Origin of the sequence: Hymenobacter sediminis (assembly GCF_003231285.1) — a bacterium.
Lineage (GTDB): Bacteria > Bacteroidota > Bacteroidia > Cytophagales > Hymenobacteraceae > Hymenobacter > Hymenobacter sediminis.
Genome location: NZ_QKNS01000005.1, coordinates 286,310 through 310,552 on the forward strand (window position 1 = coordinate 286,310; position 24,243 = coordinate 310,552).

General features: G+C 56.0%; 22 protein-coding genes, 1 tRNA gene and 1 pseudogene. 13 read left to right on the top strand and 11 right to left on the bottom strand.

Annotated elements, in window-relative coordinates; genetic code table 11:
- Position 1: 1 nt before the first annotated feature.
- Positions 2–454: a hypothetical protein gene (locus DNI29_RS15125; protein ID WP_110978962.1), complete on the bottom strand. Its 453-nt coding sequence runs from the start codon at positions 452–454 to the stop codon at positions 2–4.
- Positions 455–588: 134 nt separating this feature from the next.
- On the opposite strand from DNI29_RS15125, the gene sdaAA reads away from it, so the two are divergent.
- Positions 589–1,494, top strand: a complete 906-nt coding sequence (sdaAA, locus tag DNI29_RS15130) for an L-serine ammonia-lyase, iron-sulfur-dependent, subunit alpha (protein WP_110978963.1) — start codon at positions 589–591, stop codon at positions 1,492–1,494.
- A 35-nt stretch (positions 1,495–1,529) separates the two neighbouring features.
- On the opposite strand, the gene DNI29_RS15135 is transcribed toward sdaAA, so the two are convergent.
- Positions 1,530–2,579, bottom strand: a complete 1,050-nt coding sequence (locus tag DNI29_RS15135) for a hypothetical protein (RefSeq protein ID WP_110978964.1) — start codon at positions 2,577–2,579, stop codon at positions 1,530–1,532.
- 78 nt (positions 2,580–2,657) lie between these two features.
- Positions 2,658–4,040 carry a LutB/LldF family L-lactate oxidation iron-sulfur protein gene (locus DNI29_RS15140; protein WP_238388105.1) on the bottom strand — a complete coding sequence of 461 codons (1,383 nt, stop codon included), beginning with the start codon at positions 4,038–4,040 and terminating at the stop codon, positions 2,658–2,660.
- 44 nt (positions 4,041–4,084) lie between these two features.
- On the opposite strand from DNI29_RS15140, the gene DNI29_RS15145 reads away from it, so the two are divergent.
- The gene (locus DNI29_RS15145; RefSeq protein ID WP_110978966.1) at positions 4,085–4,468 is read left to right on the top strand and encodes a hypothetical protein; all 384 of its coding nucleotides are present in this window, start codon (positions 4,085–4,087) and stop codon (positions 4,466–4,468) included.
- Positions 4,469–4,476: 8 nt separating this feature from the next.
- Here the strand turns inward: DNI29_RS15145 and DNI29_RS15150 are convergent, their stop codons facing one another.
- On the bottom strand, positions 4,477–6,174 hold the full coding sequence (locus DNI29_RS15150; RefSeq protein ID WP_110978967.1) for a M28 family peptidase: 1,698 nt from the start codon (positions 6,172–6,174) through the stop codon (positions 4,477–4,479).
- Positions 6,175–6,400: 226 nt separating this feature from the next.
- Entirely contained in the window at positions 6,401–6,880 is a 480-nt protein-coding gene (ispF, locus tag DNI29_RS15155; RefSeq protein WP_110978968.1) for a 2-C-methyl-D-erythritol 2,4-cyclodiphosphate synthase, read from the bottom strand.
- A gap of 228 nt (positions 6,881–7,108) precedes the next feature.
- On the opposite strand from ispF, the gene DNI29_RS15160 reads away from it, so the two are divergent.
- From DNI29_RS15160 to DNI29_RS15180, 5 genes are all read left to right on the top strand, one after another.
- Complete coding sequence (locus DNI29_RS15160) at positions 7,109–7,723, top strand: TetR/AcrR family transcriptional regulator (RefSeq protein WP_110978969.1); 615 nt, start codon at positions 7,109–7,111, stop codon at positions 7,721–7,723.
- 23 nt (positions 7,724–7,746) lie between these two features.
- Positions 7,747–9,438: a TolC family protein gene (locus DNI29_RS15165; protein ID WP_110978970.1), complete on the top strand. Its 1,692-nt coding sequence runs from the start codon at positions 7,747–7,749 to the stop codon at positions 9,436–9,438.
- 98 nt (positions 9,439–9,536) lie between these two features.
- Complete coding sequence (locus DNI29_RS15170; protein ID WP_110978971.1) at positions 9,537–10,658, top strand: efflux RND transporter periplasmic adaptor subunit; 1,122 nt, start codon at positions 9,537–9,539, stop codon at positions 10,656–10,658.
- Positions 10,659–10,736: 78 nt separating this feature from the next.
- Positions 10,737–14,150 carry an efflux RND transporter permease subunit gene (locus DNI29_RS15175; RefSeq protein ID WP_110978972.1) on the top strand — a complete coding sequence of 1,138 codons (3,414 nt, stop codon included), beginning with the start codon at positions 10,737–10,739 and terminating at the stop codon, positions 14,148–14,150.
- A 173-nt stretch (positions 14,151–14,323) separates the two neighbouring features.
- Entirely contained in the window at positions 14,324–14,584 is a 261-nt protein-coding gene (locus tag DNI29_RS15180; RefSeq protein WP_110979111.1) for an acyl carrier protein, read from the top strand.
- Between the two features lie 492 nt (positions 14,585–15,076).
- Here DNI29_RS15180 and DNI29_RS25255 read toward each other — a convergent pair.
- Together DNI29_RS25255 and DNI29_RS15190 are read right to left on the bottom strand one after the other, a co-directional pair.
- Positions 15,077–15,469, bottom strand: a pseudogene (locus tag DNI29_RS25255) (YkvA family protein); the annotation flags it as partial.
- A 126-nt stretch (positions 15,470–15,595) separates the two neighbouring features.
- Positions 15,596–16,192, bottom strand: a complete 597-nt coding sequence (locus tag DNI29_RS15190) for a C40 family peptidase (protein ID WP_110978973.1) — start codon at positions 16,190–16,192, stop codon at positions 15,596–15,598.
- 282 nt (positions 16,193–16,474) lie between these two features.
- Here DNI29_RS15190 and DNI29_RS15195 point away from each other — a divergent pair, with 282 nt between their 5' ends.
- Both DNI29_RS15195 and DNI29_RS15200 read left to right on the top strand, forming a co-directional pair.
- Positions 16,475–16,870, top strand: coding sequence for a hypothetical protein (locus DNI29_RS15195; protein ID WP_238388106.1), 396 nt, complete (start codon positions 16,475–16,477; stop codon positions 16,868–16,870).
- 126 nt (positions 16,871–16,996) lie between these two features.
- Entirely contained in the window at positions 16,997–17,518 is a 522-nt protein-coding gene (locus DNI29_RS15200) for a hypothetical protein (RefSeq protein WP_110978974.1), read from the top strand.
- Positions 17,519–17,638: 120 nt separating this feature from the next.
- Here the strand turns inward: DNI29_RS15200 and DNI29_RS15205 are convergent.
- A tRNA-Thr gene (locus tag DNI29_RS15205) sits at positions 17,639–17,711 on the bottom strand.
- A gap of 119 nt (positions 17,712–17,830) precedes the next feature.
- On the opposite strand from DNI29_RS15205, the gene DNI29_RS15210 reads away from it, so the two are divergent.
- Positions 17,831–18,313, top strand: a complete 483-nt coding sequence (locus DNI29_RS15210) for a hypothetical protein (protein WP_110978975.1) — start codon at positions 17,831–17,833, stop codon at positions 18,311–18,313.
- On the opposite strand, the gene DNI29_RS15215 is transcribed toward DNI29_RS15210, so the two are convergent.
- Positions 18,310–18,966, bottom strand: coding sequence for a hypothetical protein (locus DNI29_RS15215; RefSeq protein WP_110978976.1), 657 nt, complete (start codon positions 18,964–18,966; stop codon positions 18,310–18,312). The two genes, DNI29_RS15210 and DNI29_RS15215, sit on opposite strands and share 4 nt — an antisense overlap.
- 91 nt (positions 18,967–19,057) lie before the next feature.
- Here DNI29_RS15215 and DNI29_RS15220 point away from each other — a divergent pair, with 91 nt between their 5' ends.
- Positions 19,058–19,834 (top strand): FkbM family methyltransferase, encoded by a 777-nt coding sequence (locus DNI29_RS15220; RefSeq protein WP_110978977.1) that lies wholly within the window; start codon positions 19,058–19,060, stop codon positions 19,832–19,834.
- The gene (locus DNI29_RS15225) at positions 19,834–20,115 is read left to right on the top strand and encodes a DUF4834 family protein (RefSeq protein ID WP_110978978.1); all 282 of its coding nucleotides are present in this window, start codon (positions 19,834–19,836) and stop codon (positions 20,113–20,115) included. Before DNI29_RS15220 ends, DNI29_RS15225 begins: the two co-directional genes overlap by 1 nt.
- Positions 20,116–20,190: 75 nt before the next feature.
- Here DNI29_RS15225 and DNI29_RS15230 read toward each other — a convergent pair whose 3' ends face one another.
- Positions 20,191–22,851 carry a DUF5686 and carboxypeptidase regulatory-like domain-containing protein gene (locus tag DNI29_RS15230; RefSeq protein WP_123823272.1) on the bottom strand — a complete coding sequence of 887 codons (2,661 nt, stop codon included), beginning with the start codon at positions 22,849–22,851 and terminating at the stop codon, positions 20,191–20,193.
- Positions 22,852–23,082: 231 nt separating this feature from the next.
- Between DNI29_RS15230 and DNI29_RS15235 the strand changes: the two genes are divergently transcribed.
- Positions 23,083–23,586 (top strand): regulatory protein RecX, encoded by a 504-nt coding sequence (locus DNI29_RS15235; RefSeq protein WP_110978980.1) that lies wholly within the window; start codon positions 23,083–23,085, stop codon positions 23,584–23,586.
- 3 nt (positions 23,587–23,589) lie between these two features.
- Here DNI29_RS15235 and DNI29_RS15240 read toward each other — a convergent pair whose 3' ends face one another.
- On the bottom strand, positions 23,590–24,225 hold the full coding sequence (locus DNI29_RS15240; RefSeq protein WP_110978981.1) for a DUF4230 domain-containing protein: 636 nt from the start codon (positions 24,223–24,225) through the stop codon (positions 23,590–23,592).
- Positions 24,226–24,243 lie beyond the last annotated feature (18 nt).

Consider the following 24,243-nt stretch of genomic DNA (forward strand, 5'->3'; position numbering starts at 1 on the left):
ATTACCGCAGGAATTCCTTCGAGTTGATGTTATAGTACACAATTTTCAAGGAGTCGTTGGCCTCGCGTTCCAGCCTGAACGTTTCTATGGCCTCACCTTTTGTGTACGTATTTTTGTATTGTAACTGGTACTCACCCGAAGGTTTTGTGCCGCTAGTAACTTTGGTTTGCCATTTTTCCAGGGAAGCGTCTTGCAACTGCCCCAACACTTCGTCGCGCTTTTTGAAAATCTGATTCATTTCATCACGCGACGCCACTTGCCAAAAACGGGATGAAAATAGCTGCATGTTTGTTTGGGTCTGGTTGGACTTCTGGTTAGAAAAATAATCCACCATCAACTTGTCAGCTATTGCCTTATCCTGTTCGCTATTCAGACGGGAAGAATTGAAGTGGCAGGCAGTAAGGCCGGAAAGTACGGCTCCTACCAGACCGTAGGAAATAAAATGAGCTTTCATTAAAAAAGAGAAACGAAATCAGCGAGCAGAATAGTAGGACCAATTGGTTTGCTACCTGCCAAAATACGAGCTTCGTCATAGAAACCCAATCTGGTCTTCTTGTTCTGCTGTTCACCCCACTACCCACCCCACCCATGTCCTTGCTCTTCACTGATTTTGCCAGCTGGCAAGCTCACTGCGCCTCTACCGGCGAGCCGCTGTATCAACCCGTTTTGGCCTACGAAATTGAGCAGAAAGGCCGCACGGAGGAAGAAATATGGGCGGGCCTACAGCGAGCCTACGACGTGATGCGCGACGCCGTGCACACCGGCCTCACTCAGAATATGACGTCGCGTTCGGGCATGGTGAATAACGGTGCCAAGAAAATTGCCGCCTCGCCGGTTACTGTGTTGTCGCCGGAGTTTAAGCAACTGGTTACGCGGGCGCTGGGCGCTAAGGAAGTAAACTCGTGCATGGGCCGGGTAGTAGCAGCTCCCACAGCTGGGGCCTCAGGTATTCTGCCGGGCGTGCTGGTTACCCTCCAGGACTTGCACAAGCTGGAGGATCGGGCCATTCTGGAAGGGCTGCTGGTAGCGGCGGGTATTGCCCTCATCATTGAGCAAAATGCCTCCCTGGCCGGAGCCGTAGGCGGCTGCCAGGCGGAAACTGGTTCGGCCGCGGCCATGGGTAGTGGGGCTATTGTGTACTGCCTGGGCGGGTCGGTAGAGGAAACCTTCGCGGCCGTGGCCATTACTATTCAGTGCATGCTAGGCCTGGTCTGCGACCCAGTGGCCGGCTTGGTAGAAGTTCCCTGCGTAGTGCGCAACGCTTCGGCAGCTGCTATTGCCTTCAGCTCCGCCCAAATTGCAATTGCTGGCGTCGATCCGGTAATTCCTGTAGATCAGTGCGTGGCGGCCCTCGGTGAAGTCGGCCAGAGCATGGAAACCCGCTACAAGGAAACGGCCCTAGGTGGCCTTGCCAACACCACCAGGGGTAGGGAAATCGAAAAAATGGTGCTGGTGCAGGATGTGCAGATTCTGCCCGACGAAGACGCACAGTAAGTCTGGTTGCCTTTCTCCTTGCCCGGTAAAGCAATTTAAAGCGGCTTGATCTGCGGGGCCATGGTCAGGTTGGCCAGGTAGTGAATGGCGCCAGCGTACTCGCCGCGCAGCCGCTGGTATTTGCGCCAGGCTGCTTGCTGATCTGCCTGCAGCGGAATGCCTGCCTCTTGTAGTTCCTGGTAGGCCTTCTGAAAGTCCTGGTACTTTGGGTCTTCTACGGGCTCTTTAGTGCTGGGCGGCTCGGGCTCTCTGGTTTCGGCTTCAAACTTGAAAAAGCGCGACACCCGATTGACCGCCAGAGTGCCCGCCTTGAAGCACAGCGCCATGTGGGGGTTGCGCGGTGCATCCACTACGCTCAGTAGCAGGGCAGCCGTTTCCAGAATAATATCGGAAGCCATAACCCAGGAACGGCCCGGCTGCGGCGACCGGAAAAAGGAAAGAATAGGAAGGGAAGTGTGGCTTTCTTCTATTTCCACGAACCACTCTTCCCACTGCTGCCATTGCTCCTTCTCATCGGAAATGGAGCCGGTTTGGTGCACCCACTGAATTAGTCCTACTGTTGAGCTGGAAGTGCCCGTGCGCAGATCAAGGCGGGCTATTACTAGTTCGCGGCGGGAGTAGGCTTGGTAGATGGTAGGGAGGTAGGAAATCAGCAGTGTCAGGAGCAACAACCCCAGCGTAGCCTCGGAGTACGACATGACCGTAGCCACCACTCCCTCACTGGGTTCCTCCGACCCCAACGTGAGCAGAGAGCTGTTGCTGATACGGTAGCACCGGTCCAGGTCGCCTTCGCCCAGGGCCCAGAAGATGGCCGTGTACCCGAAACTAACTACCCCTAACCAGGCAATGGGCAGGGCTACTAGGCCCACTGGTGCGTACAGCGCCATTATCCGGTCGCGCTGCCCATAGGTGCGGCCCCAGGAGGCCATAGTCATGAAAACCCATCGGATACTCGTGAAAACCCAGTTATTCAGGAGTACGGATTCGTTGCGCGGAAGCACGAAGGAACGAACGGCCGCCAGTACCGTGACAGTCACCAGGAACAGGCCAACCAGCAAGGCCAGCCCTTTGAGCGCGAATAGCATAGAGATAAAGCAAGTGCGGCATTCCCGCCGCCTGCCTTCTACTACTGAACCCTGCCGGAAGTTGAGGGGGTAGGGACTTTACTGCTTTGGACGCTCCTTCCACAGTTGCCGGAAAGTTTTGGGCGCTACCTGTACGGCATCGCGGCGCTTGCTCCAGCCCACTTCTCCTAGCAAGCGGCTTAGTACCCAGTTTTTGGCTGAAGCCGGGGCCAGGTCCCACACCCAACGGTGCTTCATGCCATGCAGCCACAGCCCAATAGCCCGGCGTTCCTCTTTGTCGGTGAAGCCTTCCTGCACGCTCTGCTGCCGATTTTTGAGCAGAATATTATGGATAGGAATCTTTACCGGGCACACCGAGGTGCAGGCACCGCACAGGCTGCTAGCATAGCTTAGGTGCTTATTTTCGGCCATGCCCGAGAGGTGGGGCGTAATTACGGAGCCAATGGGGCCGGAATAGGTAGCCTCGTAAGTGTGGCCGCCGATGTTCTTATACACCGGGCAAATGTTCAGGCAGGCCCCGCACCGGATGCAATTCAGGGCCTCCCGCTTGTCGGGCTGGGCCAGCAGGTTGGTACGGCCATTATCGAGCAGAATCACGAACATCTCTTCCGGCCCATCCTTTTCTAGGGGCTGGCGCGGACCGGTGTAAATGGTGTTGTACACCGTCACTTGCTGGCCTGTGCCGCTGGTGCTCAGCAGGGGCCAAAACAAATCCAGGTCCTGCAGCCGCGGAATCACCTTTTCAATGCCCACAATGGCAATGTGGGTTTTGGGGAAGGTAGCCGAAAGGCGGGCGTTGCCTTCGTTTTCGGTAACAGCAATAGCGCCGGTATCGGCAATGATGAAGTTACCGCCCGTAATGCCTACCTCGGCCGAAGTGTATTTGTCGCGGAGCAAGTGGCGGGCCGTGAGCACCAGCTTCTGAGCATCGTCGGTATACTCAATGCCCAGATGCTTCACGAAGATATCAGCAATGTCGAGCTTGCTCAGGTGCATGGCCGGCGTCACGATGTGGTAGGGCCGCTCTCCGTTCAGCTGCACAATAAACTCGCCCAGGTCCGTTTCCACCGACTCAATGCCACGCTTCTCGAGGTACTTGTTCAGGTGAATTTCCTCGGTGGTCATGCTCTTGGCTTTCACCACCGTACGGGCCTGGCGGCGCTCCATAATCTTGCCGACCTCAAACAGAGCCTCCTCCGCGTTCTGGGCCCAGATGACCTTGCCACCTCTGGCCGTAAACTTTTCCTCGAACTGGAGCAGGTATTCGTCCAGGTGATTGATGACCTGGGTTTTGAGGTAGGAAGCCCGCGCCCGCGCCAGCTCGTGGTCCTGGTAGAAGCCCAGACCGGTTTGCACAGCCGCGTTGTACTTGCCAATGTTGAAGCGGATTTTACGTCGGTGCTCCAAGTCGAAGGCCTTGGCCTCGCTGTCTTTCTGAAATTGACTAGGTTTCGTCAGCACAGATTTCGAGAGTTGCTCCATCACCTATTTCCGCTAGTTTACTAATGACTGTTTTCCAGATTCCTGACCCCTTTCCCACCCAGGGCGTCCCGGTACCCATCGATGCTATTGAAAGCAGCTTCCGGATGCTGGGGTTTATTCCGGGCACTTCCCGCAACGACCTTAGCCCCCGGCTGGTGCTGCACCCAACGCGCCTGGAGGTGAAGGTTACGCAAACCACCTACCACGAATATACGGCACTAAAGCGGGTAGATTATGAACCGGAAGGCTTTCTGCGCCGGGAAAAGGTCATTTTGTCCTTCCACGACGACAGCACGACGTATTACGTCAAACCCTCGTCTGCGGCAGTTGCCCGGGAGTTACTCCGGTTCTGCCACAGGCGAGGGTTTGCATTAACAGCGGAAGCTCAGCAGGTGCTAAGCGCGTAGCCGCTTATTTATTTCTTGTTCGAATCCACCACGATGCGCTGGTCGCGGTTGGCTAGGTCCCAGGCGGTATAGAACACCAGGCGGGCGCGCTTCTCCATCTTCGGAAACTCGATTTTCTCAACTTCGTCGCCGGCGCCGTGGTAGTCATCGTGCACGCCATTGAAGAAGAAGGCTACCGGAATGCGGTGCTTCGCGAAGTTATAGTGGTCGGAGCGGTAGTAGAAGCGGTTCGGGTCCTCGGGGTCGTTGAAGCGGAAGTCGAGGTCCATCTGGATGTACTTCTGGTTCTGGTCCAGCAGAATCTGGTGGAGCTGGGAGCTGAGCTTATCCGAACCGATGACGTACACGTAGTCGCCCTTGCCCTCGTGCTCCTTGTCGGTGCGGCCCACCATGTCGGTGTTGAGGTCCACCATGGTTTTCTCCAGCGGGAAGATGGGGTGGTCAGTATAGTACTCCGAGCCCAGCAGGCCTTTTTCCTCGCCCGTTACCGTCAGGAACAGCACGCTGCGGCGTGGGCCGTGGCCTTCGGCCTTGGCTTTCACGAAGGCTTCGGCCATTTCCAGCACTGTTACCGTACCCGAGCCATCGTCGTCGGCACCGTTGTGCACCTCGCCGTTAATGATGCCGATGTGGTCGTAGTGGGCCGATAGCACCATGATTTCATCCTTCTTGTCGGTGCCTTCGAGGTAGCCCAGCACGTTCTCGGTGGTGAAATCTTCGGTTTTCTTGGCGGCTTTCACCAGCACTTTGGCGGGTTTGAAGGGGGTAGCCGTAGGCTTACCGGCTTTATTAATGCCAGCGGTGTACTTGGTTACGGCTGCCGCGTTGCTACCCAGCATTTTGTAGCCAACGGCCGGCGACACGAAGAAGGCCGTAGCGCGCGCCGTGCCGGGAGCAGCATCTTTGAAAGCAATGCTGGGGCGGCTGATGTAGGGCGTCATGCGCGCCGCCATCTTCTCGAAGTTGCTGTTGGGGTTGAAGTCCACGAAGAATACCGAGCGGGCACCTTTCTGGCTAGCCATTTGCAGCTTAGCCCGGTAATCTTGGCCCCACTTGCTACCCTGTCCATCTTTGCCAAGCAGCGCAGCCCCCTTGTCGTTCTGAGGCTCACCAATGAGAATCAGCAGGTCCTTGCCTTTCACATCACCGAGGGCAGCGTAATCGGAATAGCCGTCCTGCTCGATGCCGTAGCCGGCAAATACCGGCTGAATGGCTGTTTCCTGCGCAAAGCCACCGCTGCCGGCGGCGTAGAAATCCGTCAGCCACTTAAAGGTCTGACCGCCTACTTTCAGGGTAGCACCATCGGCCCAGGTGCTGCGCACCATGGTGAAGTGCTGAAGGTAAGGGTTGTCACTGCCCTGCACGGGGCCCTGCAGACCCAACTCCTTGAAGCGGTTGGCAATGTACTCGGCGGCCATTTTCTGACCTTTCTCGCCGGTTTCGCGGCCTTCGTAAGCATCCGAGGCCAGTACCGTCAGGTGCTGGCGTAGGTCGGCTTGGGTGATGGTTTCGGCGTAGGTGCGGGGTAGGTCGGCGGGGTCCGGAGCGGCGGCAGCTCTTGCATCCGTTGCCTGCTGTACGGCAGGGGCTTCGGTTTTAGCCTTGCGCTTAGTTTTTACCTTGATTTTCTCGGGCGCCTGCTGGGCTACGGCGGAGGTAGCTACGCCAGTTGCCAGCAGAAAAGCCAGAAAGGAATGTTTCTTCATAAAAAATAAAGAGAGGTTGGGAAGAGTAGGAGGGGTAGGGAAATGCTTCTTATCCACTTGTCATCCTGCGCAGAGCGAAAGACCTCTACCGCTAGTAATTACCTTCTGTAGAGGTCCTTCGCTCTGCTCAGGATGACAAAAGGGTGTGTGGGTGATCTATTAGGCACGAAGTCAACTGCACGGCGGTGTTGTAACTCACCGTCTCACAAACTCACCATTTTACCTCTTAGGGTTGCACGATGAGCACGGAGGCGTAAGCAGCTACCCCCTCGCGCCGGCCTACAAAGCCCAGCTTTTCGGTGGTAGTGGCCTTGATGCTGATATCGTCGGTGGGGATGCCCATCACCTCGGCCAGCACGCGCTGCATTTCCGGAATGTGTGGGTTCACTTTCGGCGCTTCCAGGCAAATGGTGGAGTCGATGTTGGAAATGGTGTAGCCGCGCTCCTGCAGCAGACGCACTACCTCAGCCAGCAGCCGCTTGGAGTCAATGCCTTTGTACTGCGGGTCGGTGTCAGGAAAATGAAAGCCAATGTCGCGCAGATTGGCTGCGCCCAGCAGCGCGTCGCAGATAACGTGAATGAGCACGTCGGCATCGGAGTGGCCGAGGGCGCCATGAGTATGAGGCACTTGAATGCCGCCGAGCCAGAAGGGCAGGCCTTCCCGCAGTTGGTGAACGTCGTAGCCGAAGCCAGTCCGGATTTTCATGGGGTAGTGAATAAAGGGAAATGTAGTGGCAAGGTACGGCAATGTCCGCAACGGGGGCGGCCGGGGGCACTAGAGCCCATGGTGGGGGTAGTGAAAAAAAGTGCCGGATAAATAAAGTAAAAGCCAAGCCATTACGTCGGTGAGGACAAGTCCACGAAAGGATAGTAAAGAATTAATGGAAACTATGGAATCATTAAAAGTTTCCGTCGTATCTTTGCTCCCGCAGTCATGGAAATTAAGGACAGAATCTTACAGGAATCCCTCCACCTCTTTACCCGCAACGGAATTAAAGGGGTGTCGATGGATGATATTGCCAGCCACCTAGGCATCTCGAAAAAGACGCTGTACAAGTGGTTTGAAAACAAGGACCAGATCGTGTCAGCCGGCATTGCCAGTCATTTGAATGGAGTGCAGGGCGAGTGCGAAGGCATTGTCAATCAGGCGGAGAATGCCGTGGATGAGATGGTGCAGATGATGGATTGGGCCAAGCGCCAATTTTCTAACGTTAATCCCACCGCCATTCACGATTTGCGCAAGTACTATCCGGAGGCTTGGAGCCTGTTTCACGCGCATAAAAACAAGTACATCCTGAGCCAGATCAAAGCCAACCTGAAACGGGGAGTAGCCGAGGGCCTCTACCGCGCCGATCTGGACATTGAAGTGCTTTCGCGCCTGCGCTTGGCTCAAATAGACGTGTTATTCGACCCCGAAATTTTCCCGCATGCCCAATTCGAGCAGCCGCGCGTGCAAATGGCCTGCAACGAGCATTTCCTGCTGGGCATGGTGACCCTGAAAGGCCACAAGCTCATTAATGAGTACCGTCATGTGACGGAAGAAGAATAAGCTTCATCACCTGCTTTCCTTATATGAAAAACAATCTTCGCGTTTTGTTGCTGGCCGCCGGCCCGGGCCTGCTGGCCCCCGCTGGTGCCGCACTGGCGCAGACGCCAGCCACGCGGCCGGCGTCGGTCGGACAGCCGGCAGCTGTGGGCAATATGCCCCTGTCTTTGCAACAGGCCGTTGAATATGCTATCCAGAACAAGTCATCGTTGCTGGCTACGCGCCTGGGTGAGCAGACGGCTCGTGCGCGGGTAGGCGAGGTCCGGTCTGCCGGGCTTCCGCAGGTGAGCGTAGCAGCGAACCTGGCTGATAACTTCAAGCTGCAGAAAAGCCTAGTGGATTTTGGCTCTTTTGCCGGCGGCTCTTCGGCTACTCAGCTAACCCCCAGCGACCTAGCGGCCGCCCAAGGCGGACAAACTGTAAACTTGTCGTCGGTTACGCTGCCCGCGGAGCCGGTGCCGCCGCAGGCGCTGGCGTTTGGTCTGCGTCACGCAGGCAACACCAGCGCCTCCGTGTCGCAGCTGCTGTTCGATGGGGCTTACCTGATTGGCCTACGCGCCGCGAAGGTGTACGAGGATCTGGCCAAGAAGCAAACCCAGCAGGCAGAAATCGACGTGGTGGAGCAGGTGAGTAAAGCCTACTATAGCACCCTGGTAGCCCGGGAGCGGCTGCAACTGCTGGCCCGGAACGTACAGCGCCTCGATACTATTCTATACCAAACCAACCAGACGTTCAAGGCAGGTTTTGCCGAGAAGCTGGACGTGCAGCGCCTGCAGGTGCAGCGCAACAACCTGGTGGTGGAGCAACAAAAGGCGGCCCGCCTCACGGAGCTAAGCGTAGCTCTGCTGAAGTTCCAGATGGGCCTGCCCCAGGAGCAGGCCGTGCAACTCACCGACTCGCTGAACTCCGCCGTGGTAGACGCCGGAGCTTTGCGCCAGCGCTTGGGGGTAGCCAGTTTTGCTACCGGAGGTGGGGTTAGTGGTTTGGGCGGAGTTCCTACGACCCCGGCCCCTACCACTGATAACGCCGACGCGCAAAACCGCCAAGACCAGCAGACGGCCCTCAGCGGTGCCCGCCCAGGGCAGTTGGCGGCGACGTTCAACTACAACAACCGCATTGAGTTTTCGACGCTGGAAACCCAGCAGGCCTTGGCGGGCCTCGACTTGGCTAACCGCCGGGCTGGCGCCTACCCCCGCCTGCTCCTGACGGCTGCGTACGGCTTCACTGGTTCGGCTAATAACCGTGGTGACCTGTTTGCCTTTCGTGGCCCCGACTCGCGGGCGGCTAATGGTTTCCCGAACCAGAACTGGTTTGGTTTCGGCAACGTGGGCCTGAGCCTGCAGATTCCGGTGTTTGATGGCTTCCGCCGCAAGTACCAAGTGCAGCAGGCCCGCATTCAGCAGCAAACCCTGGAGCGTGGCTTCGAAACCCTGCGCCAGAGCATCGACTTGCAGGATGCCCAAAGCCGCACTACCCTCATCAACGCCCTCGATGTGTTGGATAGCCAGAAAGCGAATCTGGAGCTGGCCGATGAGGTAGCGCGTGTATCGCGGATTAAGTTCAAGGAGGGGGTAGGCTCTAACCTAGAGGTAGTAACTGCCGAAACCTCCCTGCGCGAGGCCCAGACCAACTACTACGCCGCCCTCTACGACGTGCTGGTAGCCAAAGTGGACCGCGACAAAGCCACCGGCGAGCTATACAACCAAGCCAAGCAATAAGGAGTCAGGAGTCAGAAGCTAGGAGCTAGAAGCTTCTGACCCAACCGCGTTACCATCTCTTCTAGCTCCTAACTCCTAGTCTACTAGCTTCTCCCGACATGAAATACACTACTTCTGCCTTTCTGCTGACTTTGGGCCTGCTGACCGCCTGCGGCGGAGAGAAAGATCCGAAGGCTGAATTGGCTAAGCTGAAACAAGAGCAAGCAGCCAACCAGGCCAAGATTGCCGAGCTGGAAGCCAAGGCTGGCCCCAGTGCAAATACAGTAATTACTACCCCCGTATCGGTAATCAAAGTGGCTCCTGAGAGCTTCAAGAGCTACCTCGAAGTACAGGGTCGGGTTGACTTCGACCAGAATGCGACGGTAGCGGCCCGCGCGGCCGGTACCCTTACCAGCGTGCGTGTGCAGCGCGGCGACCGGGTGAGTAAAGGCCAAACCCTGGCTACCGTAGATGCCTCGGTGCTGGAAGCCAGCATTGCCGAGCTGCGCACTCGTATGGACCTGGCCCGCGTGGTGTACGAAAAGCAGGACCGCCTCTGGAAGCAGGAAATTGGAACTGAGATTCAGTACCTGCAGGCTAAAAACAACTACCAGGCTCTGCAGCGCAACCTAGCTTCCCTGAACCAGCAGCGGGCCCTCTACAACGTGGTAGCTCCCTTTGGCGGCACCGTAGATGATGTACTGCCCAAGCTGGGTGAAACGGTAGCTCCCGGTGCTCCCGTGGTGAAGCTGCTCAGCGGCAGCGGCAACGGCAAAATTGTGGTAGATGTGTCAGAAGCTTATGCTTCGCGCATCAAGGCTGGAGACAAAGCCCTGATTACTATTCCGGACCTGGGCAGCGAAGAAATGTCGGCCACAGTGCGGGTAGTAACCAGCACCATTAACCCCACTAGCCGAACCTTTACTACCGAGTTGCGCCTCGACAACCCCAGCAAAGCGGGCCAGCTGCGTCCTAACATGGTGGTGAACGTGCGCATCCAGAACTACGCTCGCCAGAACGCTACGGTACTACCCGTTGATCTGGTGCAGAAAGATGAGCAGAACAGCTACGTGCTGGTGGTAGGCGACAAAGGCAGTCAGAAAGTGGCAGCCAAGCGCGTTATCCAGACCGGGAATACCTATAACGGCAAAGTGGAAGTAACCAGCGGCCTGCAACCCGGCGACCAGGTAATTTCTGCGGGCTATCAGAATCTGAATGAAGGCCAGGCTGTTAGCCTGTAGTTGCTGCCGCTCATTGGCTTCCTCCGGTGGGGGTAGGCTAGGAGCGCGGCTACCATCAGAACGTCAAAACCAGAACTCATGCAGGATTTAGAGAAAGAGTTCAAGCCGACCTCCTGGTCGATTGACAACAAAACCAGTATTTACATTATCACCCTGCTGCTCTGCGTGGCGGGTATTTTCTCCTATATCAAGCTGGGCAAGGAGAAGTTTCCGGATATCGTGATTCCGCGTATCATCGTGGCCACGATTTACCCCGGTACTTCTCCCACCGACATCGAAAACCTGGTGACGCGCCAGCTGGAGAAGGAAATCAAATCGGTAAACGGGGTGAAGAAGATTTCTTCGACCTCGAACCAGGACTACTGCATCGTGGACGTGGAGTTTAACTCGGGCGTAGACGTGCAGTATGCCAAGCAGCTCATCAAGGACGCCGTGGACAAGGCCAGCAACGAGCTGCCCAACGATTTGCCCTCGCCGCCCACCGTGCAGGAAGTAAACCTCTCGGAGCTGCCCATCATGAACGTCAACTTGGCCGGTAACTTGACCACCAGCCAGCTGAAAAAGTACGCTGACGACTTCCAGGATAAGATTGAGGCCCTGCCCGAAATTACCCGGGTCGACATCATCGGGGCCCTGGAGCAGCAGGTAAACGTAGACGTGGACCTGAACCGCCTGCGGGCTTCTCGCCTGGGCTTCAGCGACGTAAGCGCCGCCATTGCTCGTGAGAACATCACCATTTCGGGTGGCTCTATCAACGTGGGTGAGCAGAAGCGGGCTGTGCGCGTAGCGGGCCAGTATGTGCGGGCCGCCGACATTGCCAATATCCAGGTGAAAAACCTAAACGGCGCCGCCGTGCGCCTCGGTGATATTGCGACCGTTACGGATGCCTTCAAAGACCGGGAATCCTACGCCCGCCTAGACGGCAAAACCGCCGTTACGCTGAACGTAATCAAGCGCCAGGGCGAAAACCTGATTGACGCCTCCGACAAGATCAAGCAGATTATTGACGAGTCGAAGCAGACCCTCCCCAAGGAGCTGACCATTACCGTAACCGGTGATACCTCCAGCGACACCCGTGTGACGCTCCACGACCTGATTAACACCATCATCATCGGCTTTATTCTGGTAACGCTGATTCTGATGTTCTTCATGGGCACCACCAACGCCTTATTCGTGGGCCTTTCCGTGCCAATTTCCATGTTCTTGGCCTTCGTGCTCTTGCCAGGCTTTGGGTTTGCGCTGAACATGATTGTGCTCTTCGCCTTCCTGCTGGCCCTGGGTATTGTGGTGGATGACGCCATTGTGGTTATCGAAAACACCCACCGACTCCTACACGAGCACCCCAACCTGACCACAGCCCAAGCTGCTAAGTACGCTGCCGGTGAGGTATTCATTCCGGTTCTGGCCGGTACCCTGACGACGGTAGCTCCTTTCGTGCCGCTGATGTTCTGGCCGGGGATAGTAGGTAGCTTCATGTTCTACCTGCCGGTTACCTTGATCCTGACTTTGATGTCGTCGTTGGTTGTAGCCTTCATCATGAACCCGGTATTTGCCGTGTCGTTCATGGAGCGCGAAGACCACCACAGCGGCGAGAAGCCTAAGCTGACCAAGAACTTCCTGATTGCCATGGGTGTGCTAGCCCTGATTGCCGTGATTGGCTACATCGCTGGCTCGCCGTTCGTGGGCAACCTGACGGTATTCATCATTCTGTTCTGCTTCCTCGATAAGTTCGTGTTCGTGCACTGGATTGCGGGCTTCCAGACCAAGGTGCTGCCTCGCTTCCAGAACGGCTACGCCCGTGTAGTTACCTGGGCTATAAGCCACCCGGCGCTGGTCATGATCAGCATGGTAGTACTATTCTTTGTGTCCGTCTTCGCAGTAGGTGCCCGTAGCCCCAAGGTAGACTTCTTCCCCAGCGGTGACCCCAAGTTCATCTACACCTATCTGAAGATGCCAGTGGGTACTCGCGTAGAGGTAACGGACTCGGTAGCTCGTGTGCTGGAAAACCGCATCTACGGCGTAATTGGGAAAGACAACCACGATGTGGAATCGGTGATTACCAACGTGGCTATTGGCGCCAACGACCCCGGTGAGGCCTCGGCTTCAGGTACCTCGCAGTCGAACCTGGCCAAGATTGCCGTGGCCTTCAAGGAGATGAGCGAGCGGACCGGCCCCGAAACCCGGACCTATATGGACAAGATTCGGGACGTGGTGAAAGGTATCCCAGGAGCTGAAATCTCGGTTGACCAGGAAGCGAGTGGCCCGCCTACGGGTAAGCCCATTGCTATTGAGGTAGCCGGCGACGACTATCCTACCCTCATCAAGCTCTCCAAAGACGTAACCCGTTACATCGAGTCAAAGAACATCGGTGGTATTGAGCAGCTGCGCTCGAACCTGGAAGACCGGAACCCGGAAATTGCTGTAGACATCGACCGGATTCGGGCTAACCGCGAAGGCATTAGCACGGCTCAGATCGGCTCGGAGGTTCGTACGGCCATCTACGGTACGGAAGCCAGCAAATTCAAGACCCCCGACGATGAATACCCGATTCAGGTGCGCTACGCCGAGCCTTACCGCTCCGATGTGGACGCCATCCTGAACTCGCCCCTGACCTTCCGCGACGCTACCGGCGCCGTGCGGCAGGTGCCCATTTCCTCTGTGGCTGATGTGCGTTACGGTACTACCTATGGTGGTATCAAGCGCAAGGACGTGAAGCGCGTAATCACCATTTCTTCTAACGTGCTCAGCGGCTTCACAGGCCCCGATGTAGTACGGCAGATTGAAACGACCCTGAAAGCCTACCCCACGCCTCCCGGTTACAGCATCCGGATGGGTGGCGCACAGGAAGATCAGCAGGAAACAAGCTCCTTCTTGGGGGTAGCTGCCTTGGGTGCCTTCGCCCTCATCTTCTTGGTACTGGTAATGCAGTTCAACTCCGTCAGCAAGCCCATTCTCATCCTGACCGAAATTATCTTCTCGGTGATTGGGGTAATGCTGGGCCTGGCCATCACGGGCATGAACATCAGCATTGTAATGACGGGCGTAGGTATTATTGCCTTGGCCGGTATCGTGGTGAAAAACGGTATTCTGCTGGTTGAATTCACCGATATTCTGCGCAGCCAGGGTATGCCGCTCCGCGAAGCCATTGTGCTGGCCGGTCGGACCCGTCTGAACCCCGTAATCCTGACGGCTACGGCCGCCACGCTGGGCCTGATTCCGTTGGCTATCGGTCTGAACGTCGATTTTTATGAGATGTTCAACTCCTTTGAGCCTCACTTCTTTATCGGTGGCGAGTCGGTAACGTTCTGGGGACCATTAGCCTGGACTATCATCTTCGGACTGGTTTTTGCGACGGTGATTACGCTGGTAGTAGTACCGGTAATGTACCTGCTGACGGAAAGCCTGAAGCTGCGCCTGAATAAGACCCCCGATACCCACGCCACCCCGGAAGAAACCGAGGCTGCCCGCCCTCCGGTGCTGGCTGAATATTAAGCGACTTGTGAAGTAGCCCGGGCCACTCGGTCCGGGCCTACCTCACCCGCCAGATTTTACGGTGGTGCCTGCAACCATTTGCTTTGGCTGCGCACTCATTCGCCCAAATGGGCGGGGTAGTGGCCCAGCCCACCGGTTTTTTAGTACCCCTTCGTACTCTGTCGTTTCTCCCTATGTTTACCTCAACGACTACTGCCCCCAAATCAATTCAGCAGCAGGTGCTGCGCATCATCAGCAAGCGGAAGGCAATCAAGGCCAACCGCCTGCGTATCGGTAGCCGCCTCAGCCAGGAGCTGGGCTTCGACACGGTAGATGTGGTAGATATTATTCTGGAACTGGAGCGAAACTTCCACATTACCATCCCCGACGAAGTGCCCCTGGCTACCGTCGGCGACTTTGTGGACTATGTAGCTTCGCACGCTAAGGCCGCTTAACTCTAGCTCCAGGCGTGGTTTCTCCCCTGAAGCCACATTCCTACCCCCTCTGAACAGACGAAACCCCACCGGGCGCCCAACTATATGTTGAGGTACCCGGTGGGGTTTCGTCTGTTCAGAGGGGGTAGGGGGCTAGCGGACGTTGCCGCCTGGGTCGCCGCCATTGGGGCGTCCCGAGTCGCTGCTCAAGCGCGGCTCGCGGCTGCTGTCAGTAGTGTTGGCATTGGCGTCGGGGTGAGAGGTAGACTCGCCGGGCCGAACGTCGGTAATGCTGGCTGGGGCAGGTTTGCTGCTATCAGGAGCACTAATGCCAGAATCGGTATTGGAAAAACCGGTGGGGTTGTTCACGTCTGGGGCTTCCACGGGTGGCATAGAGGGCTCCGCAGCTTTTTTATCTTCCACAATCACGGCATCGGTGATGATGGATGGGTGGGTCCGTTCCCACTCCAGAAACTTATCTAGTTCTTCCTTAATAGTCGTGCTGAACCAAGCGACCAGGGCTACGTCATCTAGTAAGCCTAACACCGGAATAAAGTCCGGAATCAAATCGACGGGGCTCAGGAAGTAAATAGTAACCGCTACAGCCGCAATAACAGTAGAGGTAGGTAGGCCCGTGTACTCCCCGGAAATCGACGTGCGAATCAGGCGGAACAAGGTTTGCATAGTTTGCCAGGCGTCGTGGGCAATGGAGCCTACATCGTTTTTCTCGCTGGCTTTCTGATAGGCGTCATTCAGCAGTTGCTTCATGCGCGTGGGCTTCTTGATGTATTCTTCGGCTTTCCCCAAAAACTTCTTGAAGAGCGGGGAAGAGGCAATTTGGTCGCCTTTGGGATTGTGCTTGTCCATGACGGTAGAGGGAGAGGAAAGTGGATGGAGCAGAACCATGCCCCAGCGGTGTGCTATACTCCGATAGGGCGAAATGGTTTTTTGTCGGAAGAGGATAGCAAATAACAAAAAACGCCTCGTTCCGCAGAACGAGGCGCTTGAGAGCCTGAGCCAATAAATCGGGGTTTAGTGCTCCACGCGGCCAGCGGCGTAGAAATTGCGGCTGTAGTAGGCCTGGTTCAGGGAGCTTACCATAACGCCCCCGTTGGTAGCGGAATGAACAAACTTACCGTCTTTCAGATAAATGCCGACGTGGTAAATGGGTTGACCCGGTCCGCGACGGAAGAAGACTAAGTCGCCGGTCTGCATTTCGTCCTTCTGCACATGCTTCACGCTGCTGAACATGGAGCGGGAGCTGCGCTGCAGGGTAATACCGTATGCCTCTTTAAATACGCGGGTCACGAAGCCTGAGCAGTCGGTGCCGCTTTTGCTGTTGCTGCCGTAGCGGTAAGGGGTGCCCAACCACGATACCACAGTTTCCAGCAAAGATTTATCCTCGGTGTAGCTGGCGTCAATGCCCAACCGATGGGCGGCCTTGTCATAGGCCAAAGAATCGGAGGCTGTTAGGAGGCGGGGCTCATCGTCGTCGCCGGAGAGCAAACCGCTGAGGAAAGAAGCTTCCTGAACTGTGGGAGCTGCCGAAGCAGCAGAGGGAGATTTTTCGAAGAAAAAAGAGAGGACCATCGAGGCCGCGGCGAGGCAATACAGTATGCTATTCTTCATTGTCCGTCGGGAGGTGGTAAAAGCACTGCCGGGGGCTACCGGGCAGTGTAAGCGTGCTTCTTTTTTTCGATAGGCAACCGGGCTAACCGGATGACAAAAGAGGGTGATAAATCGTCTTTGAAGTCGCCGAAACTACTGTTCAGTTCGATGACTGTTGGATAAAGCTAGCCTCAAAAATCCGGAACTGCCAAGCTTTCGTCTCAAATTTGGATAAAGTTCTTCTTATAAAGCAGCGAATTCTAAGAAAAATCATGCTCGGTTTCTCAACCCCTTCAAAATACTATGCGTATAATCCGGCCCAATTTTTACCTGATTATGGAGCTTCCGCGCATTGTTGAGAATTCGCCTTTTGCCCGTTTAGCCCGCCTTAAATTAGGCGCTACTTCGGTGGCAATGGTGCTGGGCCGAAGCATTCACCTGAGCGGTGCCAGTAAAGAACAGTTTTTGCGCGACCCATTTTGGGTTGCCCACGAGATGGAACACATCCGGCAGTTTGAGCAGTATGGGCGCTTAGGCTTTCTGGTACGCTACCTCCGCGACTGGGCACGGCATGGCTACTATAATATTCCGTTTGAGGTAGCGGCCCGGGAAGCCGCGGAGCGCGATGCCCATTTGTACGCTGCGGGCCTACCCCTGCCTAGCGCAGCAGAGCGGCATCCTACCCCCAAAGCCAAGTAAGAGTATAGCGGTTATCAGCTATTTTTTGACGACGCTTTATAACCTTCAACTGGCTTTTCACGAATAGGGGAGGGAACCGGCCAATGGCTTGGTTTAGATACGACTTAACCTTAACCTCTCCTTATCATGAGCACGCAAAAATCTTCCCAGCCCGGCGCTCCTGCCCATAAGCACATCACCTTTACGCCCGCCAACGAAACCTCTCAGGGTGGCGACGACTCGGCTTCTTCGGCCTACAACGAGCCTAGTGCCGGCGGTAGCCAGAATAAGTCCGCTAAAGCAGATCAGTCAAAGCAGCAGAGCCCATCCGGGCAGCAGTCGTGGCTGGATCAGCAGCAGTGGCTGAAGAATATTGATGTGCAGCAGATCAAAGATCTGGGCACTAAAGCTATAGGCCAGGTAAACAAGATGAGCCCTACCCAAAAGGTAATTGGCGGCGCTCTGTTGGCTGGTGGCCTGAGCTGGCTGGCACTGCGTTCGAAAAGCAGCAGCGCAAAAGGCGAAACCTACCGCGCATACCGGGGCTCCTCTGCCGACAGCAAAAACGATTCTTCCTCGTCGTCTTCGAAGTGGAATAGCTCCAACGACTCAGTCTATCGTGGCGCTACTCGCAGCTACGGCGAAGATGACTACGCTGCCGACCTGTAAGCCTGCAGTGTAAAGCCAAAAAACATAAAAAGCGGGCGGCAAGAATCATTCTTGCCGCCCGCTTTTTATGTTTTAACTGAAAATAAAAACGCCGCTTCTGATGGGGAAGCGGCGTTTCAGAGCCTCTTATTGGACTCGAACCAACGACCTGCTCATTACGAATGAGCTGCTCTACCAACTGAGCTAAAGAGGCATTTCCGCGGCAGCATTCCTGCCAGGGGCAGCAAAGATAGAAAGCCCCGCGAACAACACGCAAGCCCTCCCCGTAATTTTTTAGGAAAACCAACCCTGAGTGCTACCCCCTACTTTCTTATGAAGCCGACCACCACTGTTTCCTCTTCGAACCCTGTGCAGGCGCTGGTCAGCGGCCTGGTAGGTGCTTTAGTTCTAAATGTAGTGCACGAAACAGTGCGGCACCTGCGCCCCGTGGATGCGCCCCGCATGGATATTTTGGGAGAGCGGGGCCTGCGTCGGTTACTGTTCAAGGCCAACGCCCCACAGCCCGATAAGCAGAGCGCTTATGTACTCACCCTGGCCGGCGACGTGCTTAGCAACGGCTTATACTATAGTTTGGTAGGTAGTGGCCGGCATGTGTGGTGGCGAGGTGTGGCCTTAGGCCTGGCAGCTGGGGTAGGCGGGGTGGTACTTCCTGGCCCCATGGGGTTAGGTGATGGGCCCAGCAACCGCACTTCGCAAACCAAAGCTATGACGGTAGCGTGGTACCTGCTCGGTGGAGTGGTAGCGGCGGCCGTCTCGGCGGGGTGGACCCGGAGTGCCAGAGCAACTGCTGACTAAGGCTGTAGCGGCTGACTGCGGCGCCAGCCATTATAGCGGCGCACCACTTTGGCAACATCGTCAGATCGATACTTCTTCGCCTGGAGCTCAGCGGCTAGCTCAGGGTAGTCGCTGAAGTAACGGGACCCATCTGCGGCAAAGTCCCACCCTCGCACGTCCTGCAGGTTTGGTTCGCCTTCCCGGTGCACTACCAGGGTGAAGTTGGTGTAAAGGTTAGTCTGGCGACTTAGCGGCCGAAAGATGGGTAGGGTGTTGCTACCATAGGGGCGTGTGCGCAAGGGCACGTGGCTATAGCGGTAGTCATACAGTGCTACTGGCCCGGCCACCAGCTGCCGCAGAAATACCCGGAAAGGCGGCTGGCTTTTGCTAAAGGAAATGGGTAGGGCCACATACCGAACGGTGTCTTTCTTGTGAATATACCCGTAGGCTGCTAACTGATGTGCATCCAGAAAAATAGGCTGTAGAGCATACAGCGGAATGAACTCGACGCGCAGTTGCTGATCAATTTCCTCGTGAATCTGAATGGCACCTCGCAAACTGTCGCGGCCGGCCGTTATAACGTAGCCCGGAACAGGTTTTTGGGCTTGAGCATAACGGCTCAGCAGCAAGCCCAGAAGTACCAGAAAGAACCGAGTAGGTTGTGGTAAGGACATAGAGTTAACGTAATGTGATAGGGGTAGTAAGCAGCTGCTAAGTAAGGAGAAAACAGATGAATTCCCGGCTTTCCGGCATCTTTGCGCTGCTATGATGAAACAACTGCGCAAGCTGCTGATCCGCACACTAGGTTTTGAACGGTACATTCGGTTGGTAAGCCGCGTGTATCTGCGCCTAGTAGGAGCGGGCTGGGGCCGGCAGAAATACCCAGAGCTGTTCTTTCTGCAGCAAATAGTGAAGCCCGGCTTCGTGTGCTTGGATATTGGCGCCAACCTAGGCTATTACTCCGTGGCGTTATCGCGGTTGGTGGGGCCGCAGGGGCAAGTGCTGGCCGTGGAGCCCATTCCCGATTTTCAGGCAATTTGGAAAGATAACGTGCGCCTGAGCGGCTACCAGAACCTTACGCTGCTGCCATATGCCCTTGGTGGAGAGAACACCACTGTACAAATGGGTACGCCGGAGCGCGACGGGCTGCTGCACCACGGTATGACCAAAGTAGCCGCCAGTAATACCCAGGAGCGCTACGCCCGCACCTACGAAGTACCCATGCGCGTGCCCGATGAATTGTTCAAAACCCTACCTCGCCTTGACTTTGTAAAGTGTGATGTAGAAGGGTTTGAGTACGAGGTGTTTCGGCATATGCAGGCCACGCTACGCCAGTTTCGGCCGCTTATCCAGACGGAGCTGAACGGTCTGGAAAACCGGCGGGCTGTAACAGGGTTGCTGGCCAAGCTCGGCTATAAACCATTTGTACTTTCCGAGCGTTCTGAGCTTGTACCGTGTTCTGAAGCGCAGCTAAACAGTGCCGTCACGGCTGATTTCTACTTTCAACCCGTTTCCCCAGCTCCGGGCTCGGAGCTTCGCTAATGGTCAAATTCCTGCTCGTCCTGCTGATTCTCTGGCTGATAATGCGCTACGTGATGCCCGTAGTGCTCCGGCTGGTGGTTGGCAATCTGATGAAAAAACAAGCCCAACGTTTTGGTCAACAGTTTGGTGGCGACCCTTTCACGCCGCCCCGCCCGCAGCAGCGGCCTAGCTCAGCTTCTTCCAGTGAGGTGCACGTCGATTATGTACCACCCCGCGCCAAACCTCAGAAGCCAAAGGAATTCAAGGGTGGGGAGTACGTTGATTTCGAGGAGCTTAAATAGGTTGCCGCGTTTAAGAAAAGCCCCCGGGAATACGGTAGCAAAGTAGCTGTCGTATTCCCGGGGGCTTTTTGTAGGCTAAAACCCGATGCCTACCCGTACGCCGGTACCAGCGCGCTGGCCCGATTGGAAGCTGGTGTAAAAGTCGGCGCGAAGAACCTTGAATACGTGCTCTACGCCTACCCCTAGCTCCAGATAGTGATTGGCCGTGGGGGTAGTAAGGTAGTTAAGTGAGGCAACTTCCTGCCACTGCAGGCGCCTCAACAGCGGGACTTTATTCAGCAAGAAACCATTGAAATGATGGTTATAGTGTGCCTCCAGAAATTTATCGGCGGTGCTGAAGCGGTAGTAATCCAGGAGCTGAAACTTGCTGAAATCTTCTGTCAGGTAGGTGCGGTTGCCGCTGAAATGGCGGAAATCCATAAACGACAAACGGGTGGAGGAGCCCGGAAATACCCCGGCCGCTACCCGGTAGCTGCTGGTGCCCAGCAAGCCCAAACTAACTGAGTGGCGCACCCCGGCTTCCAGCAATGTATAGCGCACATCGGAGCCTAGCACACCGCCTACCCCCTGCCGCCAGGTAAGCGAGAAGGTAGGATACTTGGAGCCCAGGTTGAACTTGCCATCGGGGCGGGTAATGTAGCGCTGGCCTGGCCGGAAGGAAGCTACCACTTCGGTGGTGAGGGCTTGGTTGCGGCCAAAGCGGGTGGCGTCGGGGCGCTCGGCATTGACGGGCTCGTTGCTCGTGAAAGCTCGGCCCTCTCGGTCACGGAGCAGCTTATAGGTAGTATTTTGCAGCTCGTGGCGGGTGAAGTAGCTGGCAGTGGTTTGCAGCGTCAGCCCATTGAGTGGTTCCCACTGATAGCCCAGCTGCACCCCGTCGCGGCGGTAGAGCTTGGCATAGTTGCGGTTTTCCAGCAGCGTATAGTAGGTGTTAATAAAGGGTGTGAGTTGGCTGGTAGGGTCGAAGTTCTCGATGGTGCGGCCAACCACTAGGCTTAGGCGTGAGAGTTTCACGGCATCGAGCTGCCAGGAGGCAGCTATGCTGGGGCTGAGCAGCTCATTGCTGAAGCCGTACCGCACCGAAGGTGTCACTGACCACGTCCGCCGGTCATCGGTGCGCTGGGTATAGGTAGCCTGCGGGTTTACTACCAAGCCTTCCACCGTGTTGTAATTCACAATGTTGAATACCGGTGCTATATACCACTGGCGCTTCCGGAAGGTATTATTGTAAGAGTAGCCCGTCAGGACCAGCTTGCTTACGCTGAGCTCGTTGCGCTTGCGGTCCAACGAATCCTGATAGGGCCGGGAATTGCGGATTACTTCGGTGCTGTCCTTCACCTGATAGTCTTTCTCCTCTTCTGCCGTAAGGGGCACAGGACGAATGGTAGCCCAGTAGCTGGTGTCACGCTCATTCACCCCTTTTTCTACCAGCATCACTTCCCCCCGCTTCAGTTTGCCCAGGCCGAGGCCTGCCGTGTCGCGGGAGGCCGCTTGGCGGCTTTCCCGGCGTATGGTCTTGCTGAGGCCGCTCAGCTTGGGTTTTTCTTTCTTCACCTGTGCCACCGTTTCGCGGGTTACGGGCGCTTCATCGGGGGCGTCGGGGGTAGGAGCTGGAGTGGTAGGGGCGGGGCGGTTGGGGTAGGTTGGCGTGACTTTGTAATTGGAAAGAATGGCTGTGATGTAGCCACTGCCCTTGAAGCCAAATGCCGTGAAGCCTACCGTTACTTTCTGTGATTGCATCACCCACACATCTGAAGGGCCGGGGGCCGGGGAAAAAATCTGCTCGATATGAAGGTTATCCACGTAATCAAGCTGGGCATCTTTGTTCAGGTCGAGGGCTACGGAATGTAGCCGCCAGGTACCATCTACAATGTAGATGTGGCCCGCAAATACAGGGTCGGTGCGGCGGCGTGGCGTCACCTTTATTTTGTGAATTAGCAGTGTGCCCTGGCGGGTGCTGCCTTCCAGCTCGTAGCGGTAAAAAAGTGGGGCATTGGCGGCAATCGGCGAAACAAAGCCCCGCTCCGAAAATCCGCTTTTTAGCACATTCTGATAGAAATTGAGCCCCCTACCTGCACTGGCCCGGTTAAAGCTGATGCCTTTGGTGTCACCGCTCACCCGTGAGGAAATCATGCGCTCCTGCACCACGTTGGGCTGCCGGAAGCTCATTTCCGATACCGTTTCGGAGAGGTAGAAAATGCCTGGCTTAATATCGGGCCCTACCTTCACCAAACCCAGAATCTTGCCGGGTACATCCGTGAACCGGCCCAGGGTCTTGATGTAGGTGCGCGCCTTGAAGGCTGCTACCTCGCGCTGGTGGTAGCGCCGCCACTGCATGGCCTGCTGCACAATAGTATAAGCAGGGTCTTTATCGGTGGAGCGCACCACTACCTCACGCAGCTGGTAGCTTTCCGGGCTGAGCGTGATGTTGAGCACGGTAGCGGTGTCGCCGCCGGCTACCTGCACGGTTTGCAGCAAAGGCTTAAATCCTACGTATTGAAATACTAACTCGTAGCGACCGGCCGGTAGGCGGAGCTGGTAGTTGCCTTGCTCGTTGGAAGCCGTGCTGGTCGTTGTCGTCCTGACGGCCACATTGGCAAAGGCCAGCCCTTCGCCCTTATTGTCGGTGATGCGGCCCCGGATAATGCCGGCGGTGGCGGGCGCTACGGCAGTCAGCAGTAAAAGTAAAATCAGGAAATAGCGCTGCATCAGATAATTGGTCACAGATGGTATCAAGATAGAGGAAATAGCAAGGGCAATGGTTGTCTAAGGTTGAAAATTGCTATGCCACTACCCAAGTTCAGGCTCCAAATAGGGGTAGGAGTGTGGCCAGTAGCAGATGGCTGACAGCTTAGCTAGCGTTAGGTAGAGCAACCCGCTTGTGTTGGCCGTAGTAGATTTGGCCGAACGGAATCTAGCCTAGCGGCGCGTTGTTGCTCTGGTTGCTATTCTCCCTACCCTCCCGCCATGAATCAACCTAAGAAGAAGTTTTATACGCCGGCCGAAGCGCTCCAGAAAATTGCAGCTTTCTGCACCTACCAGGAGCGCACCTTTAAGGAAACGGAAAGCAAGCTGCGCGAATACGGCTTGGATGAGGACGAAGCTGGCGAAATCATGATTCGGCTCAGCCGGGAAAACTTTCTGGACGAGGAGCGCTACGCTAAAAGCTTTGTGCGGGGCCACGTACGCCAGAAAAAGTGGGGCCGCCGCCGAATTCTGCAGGAGCTAAAGCAAAAGGGCCTGTCTGATTACTGCATTAAGGCCGGTATGAAGGAAATTGATGGCGACGAGTATTACCAGAACCTGCTGGACGTGCTCGAGAAAAAGGACCGCCAGGAAAAGGAGCGTAACCCTCGCCTGCGCCGCCAGAAAATTCAACTGTTCCTCACGGCCAAAGGCTACGAGTCGGACCTGATTAAAATGGCCCTCGACGACTTCGGCAAAGAAAAAGAACCCGAAGACGAGGACTAGCCACTACTGCCGCTTAGGCAGCAATGGCAGCTCCATTCGGCGCGTCAGGATAACCCGGCGGCCAGTCATGGTTTCGAGCATAGGGCGCAGGATTTGCTCAGCATTTTGCTCCGTCTGGGCCAAAATTCCCGATTGTAGGGCGGCGGTACGCACGTTGGCTTCGGCGTATTTGTAGCCGGCATCTACCAGCTCGGCATCCTGAAAAAAGCCATTTTCTACGCTGTATACTTTGCTCTTGCTATGATCTACCTGCCACGTACACAGCTCGGGGGCGGGTAGGGCCAGCCGCAGGATGGAGTCGCCTTCCAACACTACATCCTGGGGGCGTACTTTGCGCAGATCAAGGCAGCCCACGGCATTTCCAGCCACAATGAGGGCCACTTTAGCATCGGGCAAAAAGCGGTAAGTGCTCTTTTTGTATTCTACTACATCCTTGAATTGGTAGCGCACCAACTCCAAGCGGCCCAGGCCTTCCACTTTTTCCAGCACCGTGTTGTGCGTAACGGTAATCTGAGGGGTAGGGGTAAGCGGGTTTTCGAAACTGCTCAGGCTTGAGCGAACTTTAGTCCAGAGAAACCAGCCCAGCCCCAGCAAAAAAATCAGGGGCAGGATTCGGCGCAGCAAACGGGGTAGGGGCATACGGAAGCAGAGCAGTAC

Coding starts and splice junctions, on each gene's coding strand:
- DNI29_RS15125 (WP_110978962.1), bottom strand. CDS start 454: ATGAAAGCTCATTTTATTTCCTACGGTCTGGTAGGAGCCGTACTTTCC.
- sdaAA (WP_110978963.1), top strand. CDS start 589: ATGTCCTTGCTCTTCACTGATTTTGCCAGCTGGCAAGCTCACTGCGCC.
- DNI29_RS15135 (WP_110978964.1), bottom strand. CDS start 2,579: ATGCTATTCGCGCTCAAAGGGCTGGCCTTGCTGGTTGGCCTGTTCCTG.
- DNI29_RS15145 (WP_110978966.1), top strand. CDS start 4,085: ATGACTGTTTTCCAGATTCCTGACCCCTTTCCCACCCAGGGCGTCCCG.
- DNI29_RS15150 (WP_110978967.1), bottom strand. CDS start 6,174: ATGAAGAAACATTCCTTTCTGGCTTTTCTGCTGGCAACTGGCGTAGCT.
- ispF (WP_110978968.1), bottom strand. CDS start 6,880: ATGAAAATCCGGACTGGCTTCGGCTACGACGTTCACCAACTGCGGGAA.
- DNI29_RS15160 (WP_110978969.1), top strand. CDS start 7,109: ATGGAAATTAAGGACAGAATCTTACAGGAATCCCTCCACCTCTTTACC.
- DNI29_RS15165 (WP_110978970.1), top strand. CDS start 7,747: ATGAAAAACAATCTTCGCGTTTTGTTGCTGGCCGCCGGCCCGGGCCTG.
- DNI29_RS15170 (WP_110978971.1), top strand. CDS start 9,537: ATGAAATACACTACTTCTGCCTTTCTGCTGACTTTGGGCCTGCTGACC.
- DNI29_RS15175 (WP_110978972.1), top strand. CDS start 10,737: ATGCAGGATTTAGAGAAAGAGTTCAAGCCGACCTCCTGGTCGATTGAC.
- DNI29_RS15180 (WP_110979111.1), top strand. CDS start 14,324: ATGTTTACCTCAACGACTACTGCCCCCAAATCAATTCAGCAGCAGGTG.
- DNI29_RS15190 (WP_110978973.1), bottom strand. CDS start 16,192: ATGAAGAATAGCATACTGTATTGCCTCGCCGCGGCCTCGATGGTCCTC.
- DNI29_RS15195 (WP_238388106.1), top strand. CDS start 16,475: ATGCGTATAATCCGGCCCAATTTTTACCTGATTATGGAGCTTCCGCGC.
- DNI29_RS15200 (WP_110978974.1), top strand. CDS start 16,997: ATGAGCACGCAAAAATCTTCCCAGCCCGGCGCTCCTGCCCATAAGCAC.
- DNI29_RS15210 (WP_110978975.1), top strand. CDS start 17,831: ATGAAGCCGACCACCACTGTTTCCTCTTCGAACCCTGTGCAGGCGCTG.
- DNI29_RS15215 (WP_110978976.1), bottom strand. CDS start 18,966: ATGTCCTTACCACAACCTACTCGGTTCTTTCTGGTACTTCTGGGCTTG.
- DNI29_RS15220 (WP_110978977.1), top strand. CDS start 19,058: ATGATGAAACAACTGCGCAAGCTGCTGATCCGCACACTAGGTTTTGAA.
- DNI29_RS15225 (WP_110978978.1), top strand. CDS start 19,834: ATGGTCAAATTCCTGCTCGTCCTGCTGATTCTCTGGCTGATAATGCGC.
- DNI29_RS15235 (WP_110978980.1), top strand. CDS start 23,083: ATGAATCAACCTAAGAAGAAGTTTTATACGCCGGCCGAAGCGCTCCAG.
- DNI29_RS15240 (WP_110978981.1), bottom strand. CDS start 24,225: ATGCCCCTACCCCGTTTGCTGCGCCGAATCCTGCCCCTGATTTTTTTG.